Source organism: Bradyrhizobium sp. UFLA01-814, from assembly GCF_046718885.1.
GTDB classification, from domain to species: domain Bacteria; phylum Pseudomonadota; class Alphaproteobacteria; order Rhizobiales; family Xanthobacteraceae; genus Bradyrhizobium; species Bradyrhizobium elkanii.
In genome coordinates, this window is the sequence record NZ_JAQOSR010000040.1 from 1 (window position 1) to 20,180 (window position 20,180).

At 65.3% G+C, this 20,180-nt stretch carries 17 protein-coding genes; 2 read left to right on the forward strand and 15 right to left on the reverse strand.

The window, feature by feature from the left end; genetic code table 11:
- Positions 1–163 precede the first annotated feature (163 nt).
- The 5 genes from PMN64_RS14545 to PMN64_RS14565 form a co-directional block, all read right to left on the reverse strand.
- Complete coding sequence (locus tag PMN64_RS14545; protein ID WP_411781158.1) at positions 164–2,608, reverse strand: penicillin acylase family protein; 2,445 nt, start codon at positions 2,606–2,608, stop codon at positions 164–166.
- A 262-nt stretch (positions 2,609–2,870) separates the two neighbouring features.
- Positions 2,871–4,373, reverse strand: a complete 1,503-nt coding sequence (gene glpK, locus PMN64_RS14550; protein WP_304498450.1) for a glycerol kinase GlpK — start codon at positions 4,371–4,373, stop codon at positions 2,871–2,873.
- A gap of 280 nt (positions 4,374–4,653) precedes the next feature.
- Entirely contained in the window at positions 4,654–5,655 is a 1,002-nt protein-coding gene (locus PMN64_RS14555) for an SGNH/GDSL hydrolase family protein (protein ID WP_411781159.1), read from the reverse strand.
- Positions 5,656–5,668: 13 nt separating this feature from the next.
- Entirely contained in the window at positions 5,669–6,451 is a 783-nt protein-coding gene (locus PMN64_RS14560) for an SGNH/GDSL hydrolase family protein (protein WP_411781160.1), read from the reverse strand.
- Positions 6,448–7,707 (reverse strand): OpgC domain-containing protein, encoded by a 1,260-nt coding sequence (locus PMN64_RS14565; RefSeq protein WP_411781161.1) that lies wholly within the window; start codon positions 7,705–7,707, stop codon positions 6,448–6,450. Before PMN64_RS14565 ends, PMN64_RS14560 begins: the two co-directional genes overlap by 4 nt.
- A 273-nt stretch (positions 7,708–7,980) precedes the next feature.
- On the opposite strand from PMN64_RS14565, the gene apaG reads away from it, so the two are divergent.
- Positions 7,981–8,379 carry a Co2+/Mg2+ efflux protein ApaG gene (gene apaG, locus PMN64_RS14570; RefSeq protein WP_411781162.1) on the forward strand — a complete coding sequence of 133 codons (399 nt, stop codon included), beginning with the start codon at positions 7,981–7,983 and terminating at the stop codon, positions 8,377–8,379.
- A 126-nt stretch (positions 8,380–8,505) separates the two neighbouring features.
- On the opposite strand, the gene PMN64_RS14575 is transcribed toward apaG, so the two are convergent.
- From PMN64_RS14575 to PMN64_RS14585, 3 genes are all read right to left on the reverse strand, one after another.
- The gene (locus PMN64_RS14575) at positions 8,506–9,525 is read right to left on the reverse strand and encodes an Hsp33 family molecular chaperone (RefSeq protein ID WP_304498446.1); all 1,020 of its coding nucleotides are present in this window, start codon (positions 9,523–9,525) and stop codon (positions 8,506–8,508) included.
- Between the two features lie 211 nt (positions 9,526–9,736).
- Positions 9,737–10,663, reverse strand: a complete 927-nt coding sequence (argF, locus tag PMN64_RS14580; protein ID WP_016844071.1) for an ornithine carbamoyltransferase — start codon at positions 10,661–10,663, stop codon at positions 9,737–9,739.
- Positions 10,663–11,871 carry an aspartate aminotransferase family protein gene (locus tag PMN64_RS14585; RefSeq protein WP_304498445.1) on the reverse strand — a complete coding sequence of 403 codons (1,209 nt, stop codon included), beginning with the start codon at positions 11,869–11,871 and terminating at the stop codon, positions 10,663–10,665. Before PMN64_RS14585 ends, argF begins: the two co-directional genes overlap by 1 nt.
- A gap of 487 nt (positions 11,872–12,358) precedes the next feature.
- Here PMN64_RS14585 and PMN64_RS14590 point away from each other — a divergent pair, with 487 nt between their 5' ends.
- Complete coding sequence (locus PMN64_RS14590; RefSeq protein ID WP_304498444.1) at positions 12,359–12,871, forward strand: GcrA family cell cycle regulator; 513 nt, start codon at positions 12,359–12,361, stop codon at positions 12,869–12,871.
- Between the two features lie 258 nt (positions 12,872–13,129).
- Here the strand turns inward: PMN64_RS14590 and phoB are convergent, their stop codons facing one another.
- The 7 genes from phoB to PMN64_RS14625 form a co-directional block, all read right to left on the reverse strand.
- Positions 13,130–13,840, reverse strand: a complete 711-nt coding sequence (gene phoB, locus PMN64_RS14595) for a phosphate regulon transcriptional regulator PhoB (protein WP_016844067.1) — start codon at positions 13,838–13,840, stop codon at positions 13,130–13,132.
- Between the two features lie 146 nt (positions 13,841–13,986).
- The gene (gene phoU / locus PMN64_RS14600; protein WP_016844066.1) at positions 13,987–14,703 is read right to left on the reverse strand and encodes a phosphate signaling complex protein PhoU; all 717 of its coding nucleotides are present in this window, start codon (positions 14,701–14,703) and stop codon (positions 13,987–13,989) included.
- A 107-nt stretch (positions 14,704–14,810) separates the two neighbouring features.
- Positions 14,811–15,629 (reverse strand): phosphate ABC transporter ATP-binding protein PstB, encoded by an 819-nt coding sequence (gene pstB / locus PMN64_RS14605; protein WP_016844065.1) that lies wholly within the window; start codon positions 15,627–15,629, stop codon positions 14,811–14,813.
- Positions 15,626–16,471 carry a phosphate ABC transporter permease PstA gene (gene pstA / locus PMN64_RS14610; RefSeq protein WP_050386784.1) on the reverse strand — a complete coding sequence of 282 codons (846 nt, stop codon included), beginning with the start codon at positions 16,469–16,471 and terminating at the stop codon, positions 15,626–15,628. Before pstA ends, pstB begins: the two co-directional genes overlap by 4 nt.
- A 4-nt stretch (positions 16,472–16,475) precedes the next feature.
- Complete coding sequence (pstC, locus tag PMN64_RS14615; protein ID WP_038384873.1) at positions 16,476–17,465, reverse strand: phosphate ABC transporter permease subunit PstC; 990 nt, start codon at positions 17,463–17,465, stop codon at positions 16,476–16,478.
- A gap of 232 nt (positions 17,466–17,697) precedes the next feature.
- Positions 17,698–18,708 (reverse strand): phosphate ABC transporter substrate-binding protein PstS, encoded by a 1,011-nt coding sequence (pstS, locus tag PMN64_RS14620; RefSeq protein WP_411781163.1) that lies wholly within the window; start codon positions 18,706–18,708, stop codon positions 17,698–17,700.
- A gap of 135 nt (positions 18,709–18,843) precedes the next feature.
- Positions 18,844–20,157, reverse strand: coding sequence for an ATP-binding protein (locus PMN64_RS14625; RefSeq protein ID WP_411781164.1), 1,314 nt, complete (start codon positions 20,155–20,157; stop codon positions 18,844–18,846).
- Positions 20,158–20,180: the final 23 nt, after the last annotated feature.

A 20,180-nucleotide genomic window follows, 5' to 3' on the forward strand; every position in this document is an offset into this window, starting at 1 on the left:
AAACTCGCCCTCATCGCCGTCGCCAGGAAGCTGCTCACGGTCCTCAATGCCATGATGCGAGACCGAAAGCCGTACCTACAGACCAAACCGACATAACAGTTGCCGGCCTTCGCCGGGACGACGGTGGAGTTTGTGGCGCGGCCAGTGAGACGTACTCGCCCCCTCACCTCGACGTCAGCGTGATCGCCTCCGCGGTTGCGGCTTCCACAGCGCCGCGGCTGTAGAGCAGCGGCACATACTGGCCCGTCGCCCACAGCGGCGCGAGGTCGCGGTAGTGGCCGCTGAAGGGATCGCCGGATTGGCCCGGCGTGTTGACGGCGCGGCTCGCATCCCAATTGCCGACATCGAGCACCATGCGGAATGAAGCGCCGGAGATCAGATGATAGTCGGAACGGCGATAGGTGGCGGCGCGCGGCACGTTGGCGGCGCCGCCAAAGGCGAGCGGGCCGACCTGCATCTGCGCCGCGGTCGCCTTGTCGGCGAGCGGCATCAGCGCGTGATTGAACTGCGCGACATGCAGCCGGCCCCAGCGCCAGGTCGACGCATCGGGACCGAGTTTGTCGGCAACATCGGCGACGGCCTCGCCGAGGCTGTCGCGCAGCACGCGGTCGCGCTCGGCTGAGGGATCGCTGCCGAGCGCCGCGTCCGGCTTTTCGAGATAGCCAACAATCGCGGAGATGCTGGAGGCTTCCGGCGCGATCAGCTCGGCCGCCTTCGGCGCGGTGGTCTTGAGCAGCACCGGGCCGAGATGGTTTGCGATCCACACCTCATAGACCGCGGCGGCCGCGCTGTCGGCCGCGTCGCGCGCATCCCACGCCTTGAGCAGATCGAGGCCCTTCTTGACGTTCGCGTCATCCGACGTGAGCGGCTTCAGCAGCGCGACCAGGCGCCGCGCGAGCATGCCGGTGTCGTCGTTCTGCAGCGCCATCGCGTCCGCCAGCGTCACCTTGCTGTTGGCCTGCAGCACCTCGGTGATGCGCTGCCAGCGCGCGCTGTCGGCCCATTCGAATCCGACCCTGCGCTCACCCACCGGATAGTCCGCCGGCAGGTTCATCTGGTTGGCGGTGGCGATGAAGCCCTGCTTCGGCTGATAGAGCTTCGGCAATTCGTCGAGCGACAGAAAGCCCTGCCACTCATAGCGGCCGTCGCCGGGCACCGGCATCAGGCCGTCGAAACTGGCGCGGCGCGGCGTCTTGCCGGCGGCGACCCAGCCGATATTGCCGCTGATATCCGCATAAACTTGGTTCTCCGACGGCGCGCCCCAGCGCCGCATCGCACCGAGGAAGCCGTTCCAGCTTTTCGCGGTCATGTAGTCCGACGAGCCGAAATAGGCCGAGGTGCCCGGCTCGAACCAGATCGAGCGCACGGCGAACGCATGCTTCTTGTCGGCGTCGACGAAGATCACCGGGCCGTGGCGGGTGAACTTCAGCTCGAGGTCGCGGTCGGCCTCGCCCTTCACCGCTTCCTTCTCGTGCACGATCCGCATGTCCTCCCAGCCGGTGCCGTAGCGGTACTGGTTCGGATTGTCGGGATTGAGCTCGTAGACGTAGAGGTCTTCCTGATCGACGTTGAAGATGGTCAGCCCGAACGCGATGGTGTCGTTGTGGCCGATCGAGATGCCCGGCAGCGCCGGCTCGCCGGCGCCGATCACGGAGATGCCGGGTGCGTTGAGGCCGACGATGTAACGCAGCGACGGCACCGAGTGCTCGCGATGCGGATCGTTGGCGAGGATCGGACGTCCGGTCGCGGTGCGCGATGCCGCGATCACCCAGTTGTTGGAGCCGATGGTGTCGCGCTGCTGATCGGCCTCGGCGAGGAACGTGTCGGGGTCGTGCGCCAGCGCCGCCTTCTGGTCCTTCGGCGCGGCGAACTTCACCGGCCGCGTGGCAAGATCGTAGGCGGCGAGCACCGCCTTCGGCACGCTGCAGGGATCGAGGCCGTCGGGAATCCTGGTGGTCCAGGTCGGCTCCAGCTTGACGCGGAAACGATCGGCATCGAGGCCGACAGCGCAGGCCACCCGCGAGCGCTTCACCTCGGAGGCGACGTTGCGCGTGAGACCATGGCTGCGGACGCGCACGACGTCCTCCGCCGACCACAAATCCGGCATCGTGCCTGCGATCCTGAACTCGATCGGCAGCGCGCGCTTGCCCGCCTGGACGTCGGCGACATAGGCGTTAACGCCGGCGACGAAGGCCTCCGCATAGGATTTCGCCTTCGGGCCATAGGCGGCCCATTCCGCATTCATGTCGCCGCGATAGAGGAACAGACGCAGCGCCTTGTCCTGCTCGGCATAAGCGGGGCCAAAGTCCTTCGCCAAGAGGCCGAGCCCGCGCTTGCGCCAGAGATCGATCTGCCAGAGCCGGTCACGCGCGGCGTTGAAGCCCTGCAGGAAGAACAGGTCGTGCTCGTTGCCGGCATAGATGTGCGGAATGCCCCAGACATCGACCAGGATCTGGCCCGGCACCTTCAGCCCCGCGACGTCGGTCTTGACCTCGCGCGCTGCGACGAGCGGGCTCGGTTTCTCGCGCGCGGTGGCGGGAGCGGCGAACATCGCGGCGCAGAGCGCGGCGGTGAGTAGCTTGGTGACCCGGTTGAGATCCGTGTTCATGTTGTTCTCCGATGGTTGTTATTGATTGTTGTGCGCACTTGACGAGATTGAATTGAGCGGCAACCGCAGCGGCGCTGCGCCCCCTCTCCCGCTTGCGGGTCGCGACGAGCAAAGCTCGCGCTGAGAGGGCTGGGGTGGGGGTGTCGCCGCTTGCGACACTCTTGGTGAGGAGAGAGCCCCCACCCGTAGCGCATCTGACGATGCGCTACGACCTCCCCCGCGAGCGGGAGAGGTGGAGAAACATCGCGGCGACACCGCTCCCCTACTCCCCCTCGTCGCTCGCCAGCACGCCCTTCACGGCGCGGGCCCAGCCGGCGAGCTTGCGCTCGCGCGTCGCCTGGCTCATCGCCGGCCTGAAGCGGTGCTCGAGCCGCCAATTGTCGGCGAACTTCGCGGGCTCCGGATAGACGCCGGCATCGAGGCCGGCGAGATAGGCGGCGCCTAGCGCCGTGGTCTCCTGGATCATCGGGCGATCGACCGGGGCGTTGAGCAGATCGGCGAGCCGCTGCATGGTCCAGTCCGAGGCGGTCATGCCGCCGTCGACGCGCAGCACGGTGTTGGCGGCGTTGGCCTCGGGCCAGTCGGTGCGCATCGCGGCCCACAGATCGAAGGTCTGGTAGCAGACGCTCTCCAAGGTCGCATGCGCGAGCTCGGCCGGGCCGGTGTTGCGGGTCAGCCCGAACAGCGCGCCGCGCACGCGCGGATTCCAGTACGGCGCGCCCATGCCGACGAAGGCGGGCACGAGATAGACGCTCTGCATGCTGTCGGATTTGTCGGCAAGCGGCCCGGTCTCGGCGGCGTGCTTGATGATGCCGAGGCCGTCGCGCAGCCACTGCACCGCGCTGCCGGCGACGAAGATCGAACCTTCGAGCGCGTAGGTGCGCTGGCCGCCGAGCTGGTACGCGATGGTGGTGAGCAGCTTGTTCTTCGAGGCCACCGGCGTGGTGCCGGTGTTGAGCAGCGCGAAGCAGCCGGTGCCGTAGGTCGACTTCATCATGCCGGGCTCGAAGCAGGCCTGACCGATGGTCGCGGCCTGCTGGTCGCCGGCGATACCGGAAATCGCGATCGGGCCGCCAAATAAGTCCGCCGTGCTCTCGCCGAACCGGGCGGAGGAATCTTTCACCTCGGGCAGCATCGAGCGCGGCACGCGCAGCAGCTTGATGAGGTCGTCGTCCCAGGCGCCGGTGTGGATGTTGAACAGCAGCGTGCGCGAGGCATTGGTGGCGTCAGTGGCGTGGACTCTCCCGCCGGTGAGCCGCCACAACAGATAGCTGTCGACGGTGCCGAACAGCAGTTCGTCGCGCTCGGCGCGCTCGCGCGCACCCGGCACGTGATCGAGGATCCAGGCCACTTTGGTGCCCGAGAAATAGGGATCGATAATGAGACCGGTCTTGGCCGAAATCGCAGGCTCATGGCCCTCGGCCTTGAGCCTGGCGCAGATGTCGGCGGTACGGCGGTCCTGCCAGACGATGGCGCGGTGCACGGCCTGTCCGGTGGCGCGGTCCCACACCACGGTGGTTTCGCGCTGGTTGGTGATGCCGATCGCGGCGATGTCCTTGGCCTTGAGGCCGGCCTTCTCCAGCGCCTCGCGGCACACCATCACGGTCGAGGTCCAGATGTCCTCCGGCTCGTGCTCGACCCAGCCGGAGGCAGGGAAATGCTGCGGAAACTCCTGCTGCGCGACGGCGGCGATGGAGATGTCGCCGCGAAACACCATGGCGCGCGACGATGTGGTGCCCTGATCGATGGCCAGCACGAAAGACATGAGCGTTTCCCTTAAAGAGCTTCATCCCGAGAAGGATTGGTGCAGGCGCAAAGGGAGCGGATTACCGCGGCGAGGTCAAGATTGGTGGTGAGTGTGGCCGGATGGTCGAGGCAAGAGTCCGCGACGGTATCAGTCCCGTCATCCTGAGGTGCGAGCGGAGCGAGCCTCGAAGGGTGCACGGCCCCCAAGTCGGGCCGTCGACCCTTCGAGGGCCGCTGAAGAAGCGGCCACCTCAGGGTGACGGTGATAGAGCGAACGCAAGGAGAGAGACAGAGTCCGATCACATCGGCCGGTAGGTCCTGACGTCGGCGGGGACGTTGACGCCGATCTTGATCGCACCGACCGCGCGGATGATGTCGTCACCGAGCAGCTGGGCGAAGCAGGCATAGCCCCAGTCGTTCATGTGCAGGCCGTCGGCGGTGACGAAATCGGTGATGGGGATCGCCTGTTTCTCGTGCCAGTCGCGCATCACCTCGAAGCGCGGGAAGATGCCGACATGGCGCAGCGCGGCGATGCGGCCGAGCAGCTTCACCATGCCGCGCGCGCTTTCGGGACGCTCGGTGACGCGCGGCGAATATTGCGGATCGACCAGCACGACGTCGGCGCCGGACGCCTGAAGGCGCGCCACGCCGTCCTCGACCTGCTTGGCGGTCTCGGCAGGATCGAGGTTGCGCAGCACCGCGTTGGTGCCGACCTGCCAGATCACCATGTCGGGATGTACGTCGATCACTTCGGTTTGCAGCCGCGCCATCATCTCGGGCGCGTCCTCGCCGCCCTTGCCGCGATTGAGCACGGTGATGTCGGCGGACGGATATTGCCGGCGCAACTGTCCGGCGAGCCGGTTGGGATAGGTGAATTCCGGCGCAGACGAACCATAGCCCTGGGTCGAGGACGAGCCGAACGCGATGATGACGACCGGCTTGCCGGCGGCGAGCTTGGCCGCGACATGCGGTAGCGAGCCGGTGCTGTTCGGCACACCCTTGGGCTGCTGACAGGGCACGCGGTGGAAGATGTCGCTGGCGGATTTCGCGGCCTGCTTCACCCTGTCGAACGCCTTCGCGGCGACGCCGGGTTGCGGCTGCTGAGCGGCGGTCGCTTCGATCGCGGCGGGCCTACTCGGCTCCGTCTTCGTGGCTTCAGCCTTGGTACCGGATGAGATCGCTGCATGCTGGTCGCCCTGCCCGGTCTGCGCGCGCAACGGCGCGACCGCGAGCAGTGCCAGCGCCGCAACGGCGCACAGACTCCGCTTTGCGGAAGCGCGAAAAGGAAAGGCAAAACGCATTTACTCTGCTTCCTTAATTCTGCTGCACCGGGCCCAGATGGGCCGCATCGATCACGAATTTCGCCAGTGCGCGGCCGAGACAGGCATGAACCTTCTTGGCCAGATCGACACCATGCGAGGTGCTGAACAGGTCAAAATATCCGGCGTCGCTCCACTGCTTCATAATCGCGAACCGGTCGAACAGCGGAACGTCGTGCTGCTGCGCCACCACCTTCATGTTGTCGAGATATGGCGGCGCAGAGATCATCGTCTCCGTACGCGGGCTGTATTGCAGATTGACCAGCACCACGTCGGTCCCGGCGTCCCGCAACGCAACAACGCCTTCGTTGATGGCGGTACGGAAATCGTCGGGATCGACTGCTCGCATAGCATCGACCGTTCCGGTCTGCCAGATAACCAAAGTAGGCTTTTTTGCTTCAACAAGCTTAACAAGAGTTCCCGCGGTCTCCTCGGCGGTGCTCTTTCCCTGTAATTCTACGGATAGATCGATCGTCGACGACGGCAACGCCTCCTTCAGCGCCGCCTGCAGCGTGGCCGGATAGGCGCTCGCCTCGTTGCCCTGGATGGTCGAGGAGCGGCTGCCGACGACCAGCACGTTGAGCGGCCGGTTGGACTTGATGGCGTCGGTGACCTTGGGCAGCGAGCTCTCGCTCGTAAGCAGATAGGCGGGCACGTCGCAGGGCGGCGGCGGTGCCGGCTCCGCCGTGTCGCCGGCGCGCGCGGGCGCCGCCGCCAAACCGGCCGTCAGGCAGGCTGCGAGCAGCGTCAGGCCCAGCATCGTCCGCGCGGACTTCATGCTCCCCCTCCCGCCAGATCGGCGTTGCCGGCGGCGCCTTTTTTCGAGGCGCCTTTGTCGGCGGAGTGTTTGTACCACGAAATGATCCACGCCATGCCGCACATGATGAGGATGCCGCAGACGCTGATCAAGGCGTGCAGTGCGGCACCGCCAGATACTTCGGCAAGCACGAAGTGACCGGCAAAGGCGAGGAAGACCCCGAGGCAGAATATCTCAAGCGAATGCTGGCCACACAGGATCAAAGGTCGCAGCCAGGGCGATTTCAGCCCCGGCCAGTCCTTGGGCAGGAAGCGTACGGTGAGCGCGGCGAGCGCCAGGAAGTGCGCGAACCGCAACACGTCCAGGTCGGTCTTGTTGATCGGATACATCCATTGCTCGATCACCTTCGGCATGATGTGGCCGAGCTGCGGCACGTACCAGGTCAGCGTCACGAAGAACGCCGCGACCAGATAGACGATGCAGATCCACATCGTGATGTTCGACGACAGGATGCGCGACATCCGCCGCGCGCCGCCGAGCGCGCACCAGGCGCCGAACACGAACAGCAATTGCCAGGCGAACGGATTGAACGCCCAGAAGCCGTTCGGGTAGGCCGAGAGATAGAGGTCGAACTGCCAGGTCAGCGCGTAGAGCACGACCGAGAGGCCGAGCGTGACGTCGGGCTTCCATTTCATCAGCCACAGGATCAGCGGCAGGAACAGCATCAAGACGATATAGAGTGGCAGCACGTCCATGTTGACGGGACGGAAGCGCAGCAGCAGCGCCTGGACGATGGTGACGTCGGGCTGCTTGAGGAAGTCCATGATCCCCATTTCCTCGCTGTAGAGCGGGTTCTCGAACGAGGTCGCGACATAGGAGATCTCGGCGAGGAAGATCGTGAACAGGAAGACATGCGCGACATAGATCTGCCAGACCCGGCGCAGGATGCGCGCGGTCGCGATCACGAAGCCGCCCTCCAGCATGGCGCGGCCGTAGACGAAGGCCGCGGTGTAGCCGGAGATGAAGATGAAGATCTCGGTGGCGTCGGAGAAGCCGTAATTGCGGATCGTCAGCCAGGTCAGAAGATTGGTCGGCAGATGATCGATGAAGATCAGCCACAGCGCGAGCCCGCGGAACAGATCGAGGCGGAGCTCGCGCTCGCCGGTCGCCGGCAGCGTGATCGCGGGCGCAGCAACCTTCGCCTCGACCTCAGCCTTTACCTCGGCCTTGGCGTCAGCCACCGGCGAACCGGCTATGGGGTCGGCAATCGAGCTCATCAAACACCGTGTCGGCCGCGGACGCCCCGCACGCCGTGCTGAAAAGATAATATCGGTCCGCGAGTTGCCGACAAAGCACGGAGTGCGGCGGCATGCGGCCGCGCTTTAGAGCGGAACTATGTTGAAACCGCGATGAACGGACCGCCCTTGGGCCGCCTTTTCACGGCCCGGCGGGCGATTGGTTCCGGCGGCTCAATTGGCTATGATGGCGCCCTGTTCGAGCATGATCCGGTCGAAAACGGACCATACGCCAGGACCATCGGATTGAGCCGCATGTACCGCGCCGTTACCCGCCAGATCGAAGTCACCGTCGAGCCGAACTTCATGCCGGAGCGCTCGTCGGTCGACCGGCGCGAATATTTCTGGTCGTACAAGATCGTGATCGTCAATTCGGGCCCGGAAACGGTGCAACTGCGGACGCGGCACTGGATCATCACCGACGCCGCCGGCCGCCGCCAGGAGGTACGCGGCGAGGGCGTGGTCGGCGAGCAGCCGGTGCTCGCGCCCGGCGAGCGCTTCGAATACACGAGCGGCGTGCCGCTGCCGACCGCCTCCGGCTTCATGACCGGCAGCTATCAGATGGTCACCGAAGCCGGCGAGCGCTTCGACATCGACGTGCCGACATTCTCGCTGGACAGCCCGAGCCCGGGCGGCAAAAGGGTGTTGAACTGACGCCTGCGTAGCCCGGATGGAGCGAAGCGCAATCCGGGGCAGGTGCATACGCGATTGGAGCGGCCCCGGATTGCGCGGAGCCTGTCATCGGGCGCGCGTTCGCGCGACCCGTTGGCTTCATCCGGCCTACGATGACGAACGCGCCTGCTCCACGCCGGCTTCCTGCGGCGTGAACTCATACACCGACGAGCAGAACTCGCAGGTCACGACGACCTTGCCGTCCTTCACCATCTCGGCGCGGTCGTTCGGCGCGAAGCTCTTCAGCATCGACGACACCGCATCGCGCGAGCAGGAGCACTGCGCGCGCAGCGTTTGCGGGTTGAAGACGCGAACGCCGCGTTCGTGGAACAGGCGATAGAGCAGCCGCTCGCCGGACAGATCGGGATCGATCAGCTCGACGGCCTCGACGGTCGAGATCAGCGACTGTCCCTCGACCCACGCATCGTCGTCCGGCACGCTATGCGTAGCCGTGCCTTCCGGCGCATCGCCGGGATGCAGATCGGCCTGCTTGGCCCGCTCGGGCGCCTTGGGCAGGAATTGCAGCAGGATGCCGCCGGCGCGCCAGTGCAGCTTGCCGCCCTCGCCACCGCGCATCTCCTCGCCGACCGCAAGCCGCACACGCGTCGGAATCTGCTCCGAGCGCAGGAAATATTCATGGGCTGCCTCTTCCAGGCCGCCGCCGTCGAGCGCGACCAATCCCTGGTAGCGGCTGGTGTTCGAGCCCTGATCGATGGTCATCGCAAGGTGGCCTTTGCCGAGCAGCTCGCCCGAGCTCTGGCCGTTCTTGAGGCGCGATGCGTCGTAGCGCGCATAGGCGCGCAGCCGGTCGGGCGCCTGGAAATCGACGATCAGGAGCGACACCGGACCGTCGGTCCGGGTCTGCAGAATGAAGCGGCCCTCGAACTTGACCGACGAGCCGAGCAGCGTGGTCAGCACGATCGCCTCGCCAAGCAGCTTGCCGACCGCGGGCGGATAATCGTGCTTGTGCAAGATCTCGTCGAGCGCGGGGCCAAGCCGGGTCAGCCGGCCGCGCAGGTCCAGCGCGCCGACCTCGAAGGCCAGCACGGCATCGTCGACAGGAACCGCTGAGGGCGCGCGAACCGGCGCCTCGGGCGTGATTTTGATGTCGGGGGATTGTGAAACCATGGCGCTCTATCTGGGGTCTCGGACCGCAAAACGAAAGGGGTTCACCGGAACGGATCTATCCGTCGTCCCTGCGAAAGCAGGGACCCATAACCACCAATGTGAGTTGCTGCATCAAGCTGGGGTCCCAGCTTTCACAACAATTGACAGCGGTGGTTATGGGTCCCGGGTCGCGCTGCGCTTGCCCGGGACGACAGCGCTTACTGATCTACGACTACGCGACCGCGTCGAAACACCAGGCCAGGATGCCCTTCTGCGCATGCAGGCGGTTTTCCGCCTCGTCGAACACCACGGATTGTGGCCCGTCGATCACCTCGTCGGTGACCTCCTCGCCGCGATGCGCGGGCAGGCAGTGCATGAACAATGCGTCCGGCTTGGCGAGCGACATCAGCTTGGCATTGACCTGATAGGGCCGCAGCACGTTGTGGCGGTGCTCGCCCTCCTTGTCACCCATCGACACCCAGGTGTCGGTGACGACGCAGTCGGCGCCGCGCACGGCGGCTTCCGGATCGCTGCCGAGCATGATCGGCGCGCCGGTCGCCTTGATCCAGTCGCGCATCGGCTTCTTCGGCGACAGCTCCGGCGGGGTTGCGACATTGAGCTGGAACTTGAACCGCTCGGCGGCATGCGCCCAGGAGGCCAGCACGTTGTTGTCGTCGCCGGTCCAGGCCACGGTCTTGCCCTCGATCGAGCCGCGGTTTTCCTCATAGGTCATGAGGTCGGCCATCACCTGGCAGGGATGCGAACGCCGGGTCAGGCCGTTGATGACGGGGACGGTGGCGTGAGCCGCGAGCTCGAGCAGCGCGTCATGGTTGAGGATGCGGATCATGATCGCATCGACATAGCGCGACAGCACGCGCGCGGTGTCGGCGATGGTCTCGCCGCGGCCGAGCTGCATCTCGGCACCGGTCAGCATGATGGATTCACCGCCGAGCTGGCGCATGCCGACGTCGAACGACACCCTTGTGCGGGTCGACGGGCGCTCGAAGATCATCGCCAGCGTCTTGCCTTCAAGCGGCTTCCTGCCCTTCTCATGCGCCTTCAGCTTCGCCTTCATGGCGGCTCCGGCGGACAGCATGTTGCGCAGCTCGCCGAGCGGCAGCTCGTTGATATCGAGGAAGTGACGGACCGGCTTGCTCATTATCCAGCCGCCTTCTTCGGCTGGGCCGCCGACAATGTCGCGCAGGCGCGCTCGAGCGCGGTGATCGACGTATCGATCTCGGCCTCGGTCACGATCAGGGGCGCCAGGAACCGTACCACATTGTCGCCGGCGCCGACGGTGAGCAGCTTCTCGTTGCGCAGTGCTGCGATCAGGTCGCCCGACGGCACCACGGCCTTGACGCCGATCAACAGCCCCTCGCCGCGCACCTCCGACAGCACGCCGGGATAGCGGTCGACGACGGAAGCGAGCTTCTGCTTGAGCAAGAGCGACATCTTTTGCACATGCTCGAAGAAGCCGGGTTTCAGCATGACGTCGAGCACGGCATTGGCGGCGGCGACCGCGAGCGGATTGCCGCCGAAGGTCGAGCCGTGCGAGCCGGGCGCCATGCCTTCGGCCGCTTTCGCGGTCGCCAGCACCGCGCCGATCGGGAAACCGCCGCCGAGCGCCTTGGCCAGCGACATCACATCCGGCGTGACGCCGGTGCGCTTGTAGGCGAACAGCTCGCCGGTGCGGCCCATGCCGGTCTGCACTTCGTCGAAGGCGAGCAGCAGGCCATGCTCGTCGCAGAGCGCGCGCAGCGCCTTGAAGAACGCCTGCGGCGCCGAGCGCACGCCGCCCTCGCCCTGCACCGGCTCGATCAGGATGCCGGCGGTGTGCGGACCGATCGCCTTCTTCAACGCCTCGATGTCGCCATGCGGCACCTGGTCGAAGCCGTCCATCGGCGGGCCGAAGCCTTCGAGATATTTCGCCGAGCCGGTCGCGGCCAGCGTGCCCAGCGTGCGGCCGTGAAAGGCGCCCTCGAAGGTGATGATGCGGTAGCGCTCGCCATGGCCCTTGGAGAAGTGATAATGGCGGACCAGCTTGATCACGCCCTCCATCGCTTCGGCGCCGGAATTGCAGAAGAACACGAAGTCGGCAAAGCTCTGCTCGCACAGCCGCGCGGCCAGCACCTCGCCGTCCGGGCTCTTGAACAGGTTCGACATGTGCCAGAGCTTGGTCGCCTGGTCCTGCAGCGCCTTGACCAGATGCGGATGCGCATGCCCGAGCGCGTTCACCGCAACGCCCGAGGTGAAATCGAGATAACGGTCGCCGTTGGTTGCGATCAGCCAGGCGCCCTCACCGCGCTCGAAGCCGAGATCGACCCTGGCGAAGACGGGGAGCAGATGCGACGTGGCAGCGTTGGTCATGGCGTTCACTGACGGTTTTTGAGCCGACAATTGCCGCGGGGCTTGACGCCAGCGCAGCAACGGCCAGCTTCGGAAAACAAAACGGCCGCCTTTGCGGGCGGCACGTGGCGGACATTCTATGCTGCGGTCGGTAGGTGTCAATCGCCACGAAGTGGCCTTCCTGCAATGCGAAACGAGCGCAATCCGGAGCATTCCGGTGCGGTGGAAAAGCCTCATCGCAATGCTTAACTGTATCGGAACATGTGGACGCACGGCCGCGGACTCTTGCGCCAGAGTCACGCCATATTGTAGCGTTTGGCCTGTCGGGTACGACATCTCGTGCGGCAGTACTGGACCCTCTAAGTAGCCTTCGTATCGCGCGTAAACGTTCGGGCGCAAGACCGCGCCCGGCGAGGGCTAAGGGATTCTGGCCGCAGGGATATTTGTCCAGATTGGCTCGCAGCGCCGCTCCAATGATTGGCCGGCGCTACGCGAAGGGAAGAATGCGATGACTGTATTGACCTGGTCCGACGATCGCGTCGAGCAGCTGAAGAAACTCTGGGAGTCTGGCCTGTCGGCCAGCCAGATCGCGGCGGAACTTGGCAATGTGACGCGAAACGCCGTGATCGGCAAAGTGCATCGGCTCGGCCTCTCCGGCCGCGCCAAGGCCCCCTCCACGGCCGCGCCGCGGCAGCGCAAGGCCCGCCCCGCCCAGCACATGATGCGGGTGGCGCGCCCGGTGTCCCGCGGCAACACCGCGCTGGCGCACGCCTTCGAGGTCGAGATGGAGCCCGATCCGATCTCCTACGACAATGTGGTGCCGATGAGCCAGCGGCTGTCGCTGCTCGAACTCAACGAGGCCACCTGTCACTGGCCGGTCGGCGATCCCTCAAGCCCGGAATTCTTCTTCTGCGGCGGCAAGGCGCTCGGCGGCCTGCCCTATTGCGCGCATCACTCGCGCGTCGCCTACCAGCCCGCCGCCGATCGCCGCCGGCCGTCGGCGAAACCGCAGATCAAGTGAGCACTCGGGAAACTACGGAAGACCTGAAAAACAAATCCCCGCGAAAGCGGGGATTTTTTTATGGCGCGTGGCCCGTTACATCATCGGCGTCGTCCCGGCGAAAGCCGGGACCCATAACCACTAATGCGTGTTGTTAGAAAGCCGTCTGGCCCCGTGCCGATTACGCCGGCCGCGGCGTATGGGTCCCGGCTCCCGTGCGCAATTGCGCACTAGGCCGGGACGACACCGTGCTACGGGATATGAATCCCGCAACGGCCATTACGGCTGCGGCTCGGCCTTGGCAAAGCGGTCGTCGAGCGCGTAGCCGGCGCCGCGCACGGTGCGGATCGGATCCTGCTCGCGGCCCGGATTGAGCAGCTTGCGCAGGCGGCCGATATGCACGTCGACGGTGCGTTCATCGATGTAGATGTCGCGGCCCCAGACGCTGTCGAGCAGTTGCTCGCGGCTGAACACGCGGCCGGGATGCTCGAGGAAGAATTCGAGCAGGCGATACTCGGTCGGCCCGAGATCGATCGGGCGGCCCGAGCGCGCCACGCGGCGCTTCTCGCGGTCGAGCTCGATGTCGCCATAGGTCAGCACGGTTGCAAGCCGCTCCGGGCTCGCGCGGCGCAAGAGGCCCTTCACCCGCGCCAGCAGCTCCGGCACCGAGAACGGCTTGACGATGTAATCGTCGGCGCCGGTGGCAAGCCCGCGCACGCGCTCGCTTTCCTCGCCGCGCGCGGTCAGCATGATGATCGGAAGCTGCTTGGTCTCGGGCCGCGCCCGCAGGCGGCGGCACAGCTCGATGCCGGACAGGCCCGGCAGCATCCAGTCGAGGACCACGAGGTCGGGAACGCGCTCCTTCAGCCTCGTGTCGGCATCGTCGCCGCGCCCCACCGTCTCGACATCGTAGCCTTCCGCATCGAGGTTGTAGCGCAACAGCGTCGTCAGCGCTTCCTCGTCTTCGACTACCAGAATGCGTGCGCTCATCGGTTTAAGTTCTTTCTCTGTGGTGATCCGTTGCCCAGACGCAAACCGAAACGCTTACTTCCTTGAGCATAGTCCCCGCGGAAACGAATTGTCGCGAGGATCGTCCAGTTTCACTCTTGCCGGTTTCGCGCTTGCCGATGATGCCTTCAGTTGCCCGGCACCGTGGTGGCAAAAGTGGTCATGTCCCCCTTCGGGCGCTTGTCGGTGATCTGCTGGCCCTCGATCATGTAGAACACGGTCTCTGCGATATTGGTAGCGTGATCGCCGATCCGCTCGATGTTCTTGGCGCAGAACATCAGATGGATGCAGAACGAGATGTTGCGCGGATCTTCCATCATGTAGGTGAGCAGTTCGCGGAACAGCGAGGTGCAGATCGCATCGACCTCCTCGTCGCCCTTCCAGACGTTCATCGCCGCCGGCAGGTCGTGCGCGGCGTAGGCGTCGAGCACCGACTTGACCTGCGACAGCACGAGGTCGGTCATGTGCTCGAGGCCGCGGATCAGCTTCAGCGGCTGGAAATCGCTCTCCAGCGCCGCGACACGCTTGCCCATGTTCTTGGCGAGGTCGCCGATCCGCTCGAGGTCGGTGGCGACGCGCATCGCGCTGACGATCTCGCGCAGGTCGATCGCCATCGGCTGGCGGCGCGCGATCGTCAGCACCGCGCGCTCTTCGATGTTGCGCTGCAGATTGTCGATCTCGATGTCGGCGGCGACCACGCGCTTGCCGAGCGCGACGTCGCGACGGATCAGCGCGTCGACCGACTCGGTAATCATCCGCTCGACCAGGCCGCCCATCTCGGCGACCAGGCGGGTCAACTCCTGCAGGTCGCTGTCGAATGCCTTGGCGGTATGTTCAGAAGCCATCGCTTGTCTCCCTCAAACCATGATCCCGGGGATCATGGTTTCGTGTCCTGAATTTTAGCATGCCCTGATCGGAAAACCGGTTTCCACTTTTCCGGATCATGCGCCGGTCAACCGAACCGGCCGGTGATGTAGTCCTGGGTGCGCCGATCGCTCGGTGAGGTGAAGATCTTGTTGGTGTCGTCGAACTCGATCAGCTCGCCGAGATACATGAAGGCGGTCTTGTCGGAGACGCGCGCCGCCTGCTGCATGTTGTGGGTGACGATCGCGATCGTGTAGTCCTCGGAGAGCTCCTGGATCAGCTCCTCGACCTTGGCGGTCGAGATCGGGTCGAGCGCCGAGCACGGCTCGTCGAACAGGATCACCTCGGGGCGCACCGCCACGGTGCGCGCGATGCACAGGCGCTGCTGCTGGCCGCCGGAGAGCGACAGGCCGGACGCGTTCAGCTTGTCCTTGACCTCGTTCCACAGCGCGCCGCCGCGCAGCGCCTTCTCGACCCGGTCGTCCATCTCGGACTTCGAGATCTTCTCGTAGAGGCGGATGCCGAAGGCGATGTTCTCGTAGATCGTCATCGGGAACGGCGTCGGCTTCTGGAACACCATGCCGACCCGCGCGCGCAGCAAGTTGAGGTCGAGCTTGGGGTCGAGAATGTTGGTCTGGTCCAGCATCAGCTGGCCGACCGCGCGCTGGCCCGGATAGAGGTCATACATCCGGTTGAAGATGCGCAGCAGGGTCGACTTGCCGCAGCCGGACGGGCCGATGAACGCCGTGACGCGGTTGGTGCCGAGCGTCAGGTTGATGTTCTTCAGCGCGTGGTGCTCGCCGTAATAGAAATTGAGATTGCGCACCGTGACTTTCGGCGGCGCTTCAGGCAGCGGAACCTGGGGAACGTGGCCCGCGGCAGTCGTGGAGACGGAAAGCTCGGTCATTTTGCGGCCCTTTCGGCACCAAGGATACGCGCGCCGATATTCAACGCGAGCACGGTGAATGTAATGAGCAGCGCACCGCTCCACGCCAGCTCTTTCCAGTAGGCGTAGGGGCTCTGCACGAAGTTGTTGATGGTCACCGGCAGGTTGGCCATCGTCTTGGTCAGATCCAGGCTGAAGAACTGGTTCGACAGCGCGGTGAACAGCAGCGGCGCGGTCTCGCCGGCGACGCGGGCGGTCGCCAGCAGCACGCCGGTGATCAGCCCCGATCGCGCGGCACGATAGGCGATCCGCTTGATCACCAGCGAACGCGGCAGGCCGAGCGCGGAGGCGGCCTCGCGCAGCGGATTGGGCACCAAGAGCAGCATGTCCTCGGTGGTGCGCAGCACGACCGGGATCACGATCACCGCGAGCGCGAGGCTGCCTGCGATCGCCGAGAAGCCGCGCATCGGCACCACCACCGCACCATAGATGAACAGGCCGATGATGATCGACGGCGCGCTGAGCAGGATGTCGTTGATGAAGCGGATCACCGAGGTCAGCTTGTCGTGCTTGCCGTATTCGGCGAGGTAGGTGCCGGCGAACAGGCCAAGCGGCGCGCCGATGCCGACGCCGATCACGGTCATGATGACCGAGCCGACGATGGCGTTGAGCAGGCCGCCTTCGGTCGAGCCGGGCGGCGGCGTGTTCTGGGTGAACAGCTGCACGCTGAGGCCGGCAAGGCCGTTGTAGAGCAGCGTGATCAGGATCAGCGCCAGCCAGGTGACGCCGAACAGCGCCGCGCCGACACAGAGTGCGCGGATGACGATGTCGCTGCGGCGGCGGGATTTGTAGATCGGGTTCATGGCGTTACTTCCCCGCCTTCTTTTCAAGCCGCATCAGCATCAGCCGCGCGCCGGCGAGCACGAAGAAGGTCAGCACGAACAACAGCAGGCCCAGCAGGATCAGGCCGGACTGATGCAGGCCGTCGCTCTCGGCGAACTCGCTAGCGATCGCCGCCGAGATCGTGGTGCCCGGCGCGAAGATCGACGACGAGATCCGGAACGAGTTGCCGATGATGAAGGTCACCGCCATGGTCTCGCCGAGGGCGCGGCCGAGCGCCAGCATGATGCCGCCGATCACCCCGACGCGGGTGTAGGGGATCACGACGTTGCGGACGACTTCCCAGGTGGTGCAGCCCATGCCGTAGGCGGCTTCCTTCAGCACCGACGGCACGGTCTTGAACACGTCGACCGAGATCGCGGTGATGAAGGGCAGCACCATGATCGCAAGGATCAGCGCGGCGTTGAACAGGCTGAGATAGGACGGCGGACCGGCGAACACCGCGCCCAGCACCGGGACGCCTTCGAAGATCCGGATCATGAAGGGCTGGAAGGTGTTGGCCAGGAACGGGCCCAGCACGAAGAAGCCCCACATGCCGTAGATGATCGACGGGATGCCGGCGAGCAGCTCGATCGCGATGCCGATCGGGCGGCGCAGCACTTGCGGGCAGAGCTCGGTGAGGAACACGGCGATGCCGATGCCGACCGGAATGGCGATCATCATCGCGATGACGGAGGTGATCAGCGTGCCGTAGATCGGGCCGAGCGCGCCGAGCACCGGCGGATCGGCCGAGGGCGCCCAGCGCTGCGTCCACAGGAAGGCGAAGCCGTATTCCTTCATCGCCGGCCAGGCGCCGACGATCAGCGACAGGATGATGCCGCCGAGGATCAACAGAACCGAGATCGCCGAGATGCGGGTGATCCAATAGAAGGTGAGGTCACCGAGCTTGAAGGCGCTGAGGGCCTTGGCGCGATCGTAAGGTCCCGCGGCTTCCATCACATCGCTCTGAACAGCCATGTCTGCCACGCCAATCCCCTCTTTAGTATGCAAAAAAGCCACGCAAACCGCTACGCCCCGAAGCGATCTTCACTGACGCATTTGGCCGGGCGTCGTCGTTCCAGCCACGCCTCTTGAGGCGCGAACCCCCGGCCTCGATCCCGCGCTTGTTGCCGCGGTGATGGAGACCGGGTCTTGGTCGCTCAACCTGTGCCGCGATCGAGTCGGCACAGGTCCTGCCGCAACGTCGGCCTTAGCTCTTGATGTCCGACGACCAGGTCTTCTCGATCAGCTTGACGACCGCGTCCGGCATCGGGATGTAGTCGAGCTCTTCAGCTGCCTTGTCGCCCTTCTCGAAGGCGTACTTGAAGAACTTGAGCGCTTCCTGCGAGGCCGCCTTGTCAGTCGAGTCCTTGTGCATCAGGATGAAGGTCGCCGCGGTGATCGGCCAGGAGGCTTCGCCCGGCTGGTCGGTCAGGATCACGTAGTAGCCGGGAGCCTTGGCCCAGTCGGCGTTCGAGGCGGCGGCCTGGAAGGCAGCGATGGTCGGCTGCACGGTCTTGCCGGCCTTGTTGACCAAGCCGGTGTAGGTCAGCTTGTTCTGCTTGGCGTAGGCATATTCGACATAGCCGATCGCGTTCTTGGTCTGGCTGATGTTGCCGGCAACGCCTTCGTTGCCCTTGGCGCCGACGCCGACCGGCCATTCGACCGCGGTGCCGGAACCGACCTTGGACTTCCAGTCGGCGTTCGACTTGGAGAGATAGTCGGTGAAGTTGAAGGTGGTGCCCGAACCGTCCGAACGGCGCACGACGGTGATGGCGTCGGCCGGCAGGGTCAGCTTCGGATTGAGCTTGGCGATCGCCGCGTCATTCCACTTCGTGATCTTGCCGAGATAAATGTCGCCGAGCACTTCGCCCGACAGGATCAGGTCGCCCGGCTTGATGCCTTCGAGGTTCACGACCGGGACGATCGCGCCCATCACCATCGGCCACTGGACGAGGCCGTCCTTCTCGAGTTGCTCGTGCTTGAGCGGCGCGTCGGTGGCGCCGAAGGTCACGGTCTTGGCCTGGATCTGCTTGATGCCGGCGCCGGAGCCGATCGACTGGTAGTTCAGACCGTTGCCGGTCTCCTTTTTGTAGGCGTCAGCCCACTTCGAATAGATCGGGAACGGAAACGTCGCGCCCGCGCCGGTAATATCGGCAGCGAAGGCCGACGTCGAAGCGGCGATCATGCCGGCTGCGACGATTGCTTTGATGAAATTCATGGGTTGTCTCCATCCAGTGAGCGAAGCGCCGAATGCGCCCGATCGCGCTCACGCCGGTCCATCTAGGAGCGGTCGGTGCTGCTTTTACGAAGGTTGGATGACAGTTGGATGACAGCGCTAAGCAGCTGAAAATGCTTAGCTTTGGGTTGGTGACGGGGTCTTCGGGCGGGGAAAACAGGCGGTAAAAGTGGCGCCGTTCTTGGGCACGCTCTCGATCAAAAGACGCCCGCGATGACGGTTAAGAATATGTTTCACCAACGATAATCCGAGGCCCGTTCCGCCTTGGTTGCGGCTGTCGCCGACGTCGACCCGGTAGAAGCGCTCGGTCAGTCGCGGCAGGTGCTCCGGGGCGATGCCGGGGCCGAAATCCCGTACCATGACACGGATTTCGGGGGTCCCCTCGCCCGATGCGCCCGAAACGGCCTGATTCAGCGACACTATGACGCGGCCCCCGGAGGCGCCGTATTTGAGAGCGTTCTCGATCAGGTTCTCGAACAGGCGGAGCAGTTCCTCGCGGTCGCCGGCGATCATGACCGGGGCCTGAGGCAAATCGACCTCGATCTCGACCTGGCGCTCGCTGGCCAGTGCCTCGAGCCCGTCGGCCACCTGGCGGATGATCGGCACGATATCGATCGAGGCCTCGGGCCGTACATGGGCCGACAGTTCGACCCGCGACAGCGACAGCAAGTCGTCGATCAGCCGCGCCATGCGGGTCGCCTGGGTGTGCATGATGCCAAGGAAGCGCTCGCGCGCCCGTGCGTCCTCACGCGCCGGCCCCTGCAGCGTGTCGATGAAGCCAGACAGCGCGGCGAGCGGCGTGCGCAGCTCATGGCTGGCATTGGCGACGAAGTCGGCGCGCATCTCCTCGACCCGGCGCAGCGGCGTCAGATCGTGGAAGGTCATCAGCATGCATTTCTCGGTGCCGCCGAACTGGGTCGGCACCGGCACCGGCGTGATCACCAGTTCCATCCAGCGATCGACCGGAACGTGGTCGGTGTAGGTGGCGCGGCGCGGCTCGGTGGTCGCGATCGCCTCGCGCAGCGCGGTGATGATCTCCGGCGAACGCAGGGCAAATTGCGCCAGTTCGTTCTTGCGCAGCGCGGGCGCGAGCTGCGCCGCGGCGGTGTTGAGATGGATGACGCGGCCGGCGCGATCGAGCAGCACGGCCGGGTCCGGCATGCCGGCGACGACCGCGCTGACCGCAGCGGCCTCAACCGGATTGACGCCGCGGACATCCTCGCGCGAGGTTCCGGCATCATGCAGCCGCCACGGCACCAGCGCCGCGGCCGCGATGCAGACGAACACGGCGCAGGCGCGCACCAGCGACAATTCGCCGAGCGCGACCACCACGCTCAACGCCAGCGCTGCGGCAAGCAGGATCAGCGCGGAGTGGCGCAACCGGTCGGGCCAGGGCGAGAAGATGGAGGAATGCGAATCGTCAACTGCCATCGCGGCGGCTTTCATCCCGTCGG

Bases quoted from the DNA above. Each gene is read 5' to 3' on its own strand.
- argF (WP_016844071.1), bottom strand. From the start codon at position 10,663: ATGAGCAAGCCGGTCCGTCACTTCCTCGATATCAACGAGCTGCCGCTC.
- PMN64_RS14560 (WP_411781160.1), bottom strand. From the start codon at position 6,451: ATGAAGTCCGCGCGGACGATGCTGGGCCTGACGCTGCTCGCAGCCTGC.
- PMN64_RS14585 (WP_304498445.1), bottom strand. From the start codon at position 11,871: ATGACCAACGCTGCCACGTCGCATCTGCTCCCCGTCTTCGCCAGGGTC.
- pstC (WP_038384873.1), bottom strand. From the start codon at position 17,465: ATGGCTGTTCAGAGCGATGTGATGGAAGCCGCGGGACCTTACGATCGC.
- glpK (WP_304498450.1), bottom strand. From the start codon at position 4,373: ATGTCTTTCGTGCTGGCCATCGATCAGGGCACCACATCGTCGCGCGCC.
- apaG (WP_411781162.1), top strand. From the start codon at position 7,981: ATGTACCGCGCCGTTACCCGCCAGATCGAAGTCACCGTCGAGCCGAAC.
- PMN64_RS14590 (WP_304498444.1), top strand. From the start codon at position 12,359: ATGACTGTATTGACCTGGTCCGACGATCGCGTCGAGCAGCTGAAGAAA.
- phoU (WP_016844066.1), bottom strand. From the start codon at position 14,703: ATGGCTTCTGAACATACCGCCAAGGCATTCGACAGCGACCTGCAGGAG.
- pstB (WP_016844065.1), bottom strand. From the start codon at position 15,629: ATGACCGAGCTTTCCGTCTCCACGACTGCCGCGGGCCACGTTCCCCAG.
- PMN64_RS14575 (WP_304498446.1), bottom strand. From the start codon at position 9,525: ATGGTTTCACAATCCCCCGACATCAAAATCACGCCCGAGGCGCCGGTT.
- PMN64_RS14555 (WP_411781159.1), bottom strand. From the start codon at position 5,655: ATGCGTTTTGCCTTTCCTTTTCGCGCTTCCGCAAAGCGGAGTCTGTGC.
- PMN64_RS14625 (WP_411781164.1), bottom strand. From the start codon at position 20,157: ATGGCAGTTGACGATTCGCATTCCTCCATCTTCTCGCCCTGGCCCGAC.
- PMN64_RS14565 (WP_411781161.1), bottom strand. From the start codon at position 7,707: ATGAGCTCGATTGCCGACCCCATAGCCGGTTCGCCGGTGGCTGACGCC.
- pstS (WP_411781163.1), bottom strand. From the start codon at position 18,708: ATGAATTTCATCAAAGCAATCGTCGCAGCCGGCATGATCGCCGCTTCG.
- phoB (WP_016844067.1), bottom strand. From the start codon at position 13,840: ATGAGCGCACGCATTCTGGTAGTCGAAGACGAGGAAGCGCTGACGACG.
- PMN64_RS14545 (WP_411781158.1), bottom strand. From the start codon at position 2,608: ATGAACACGGATCTCAACCGGGTCACCAAGCTACTCACCGCCGCGCTC.
- pstA (WP_050386784.1), bottom strand. From the start codon at position 16,471: ATGAACCCGATCTACAAATCCCGCCGCCGCAGCGACATCGTCATCCGC.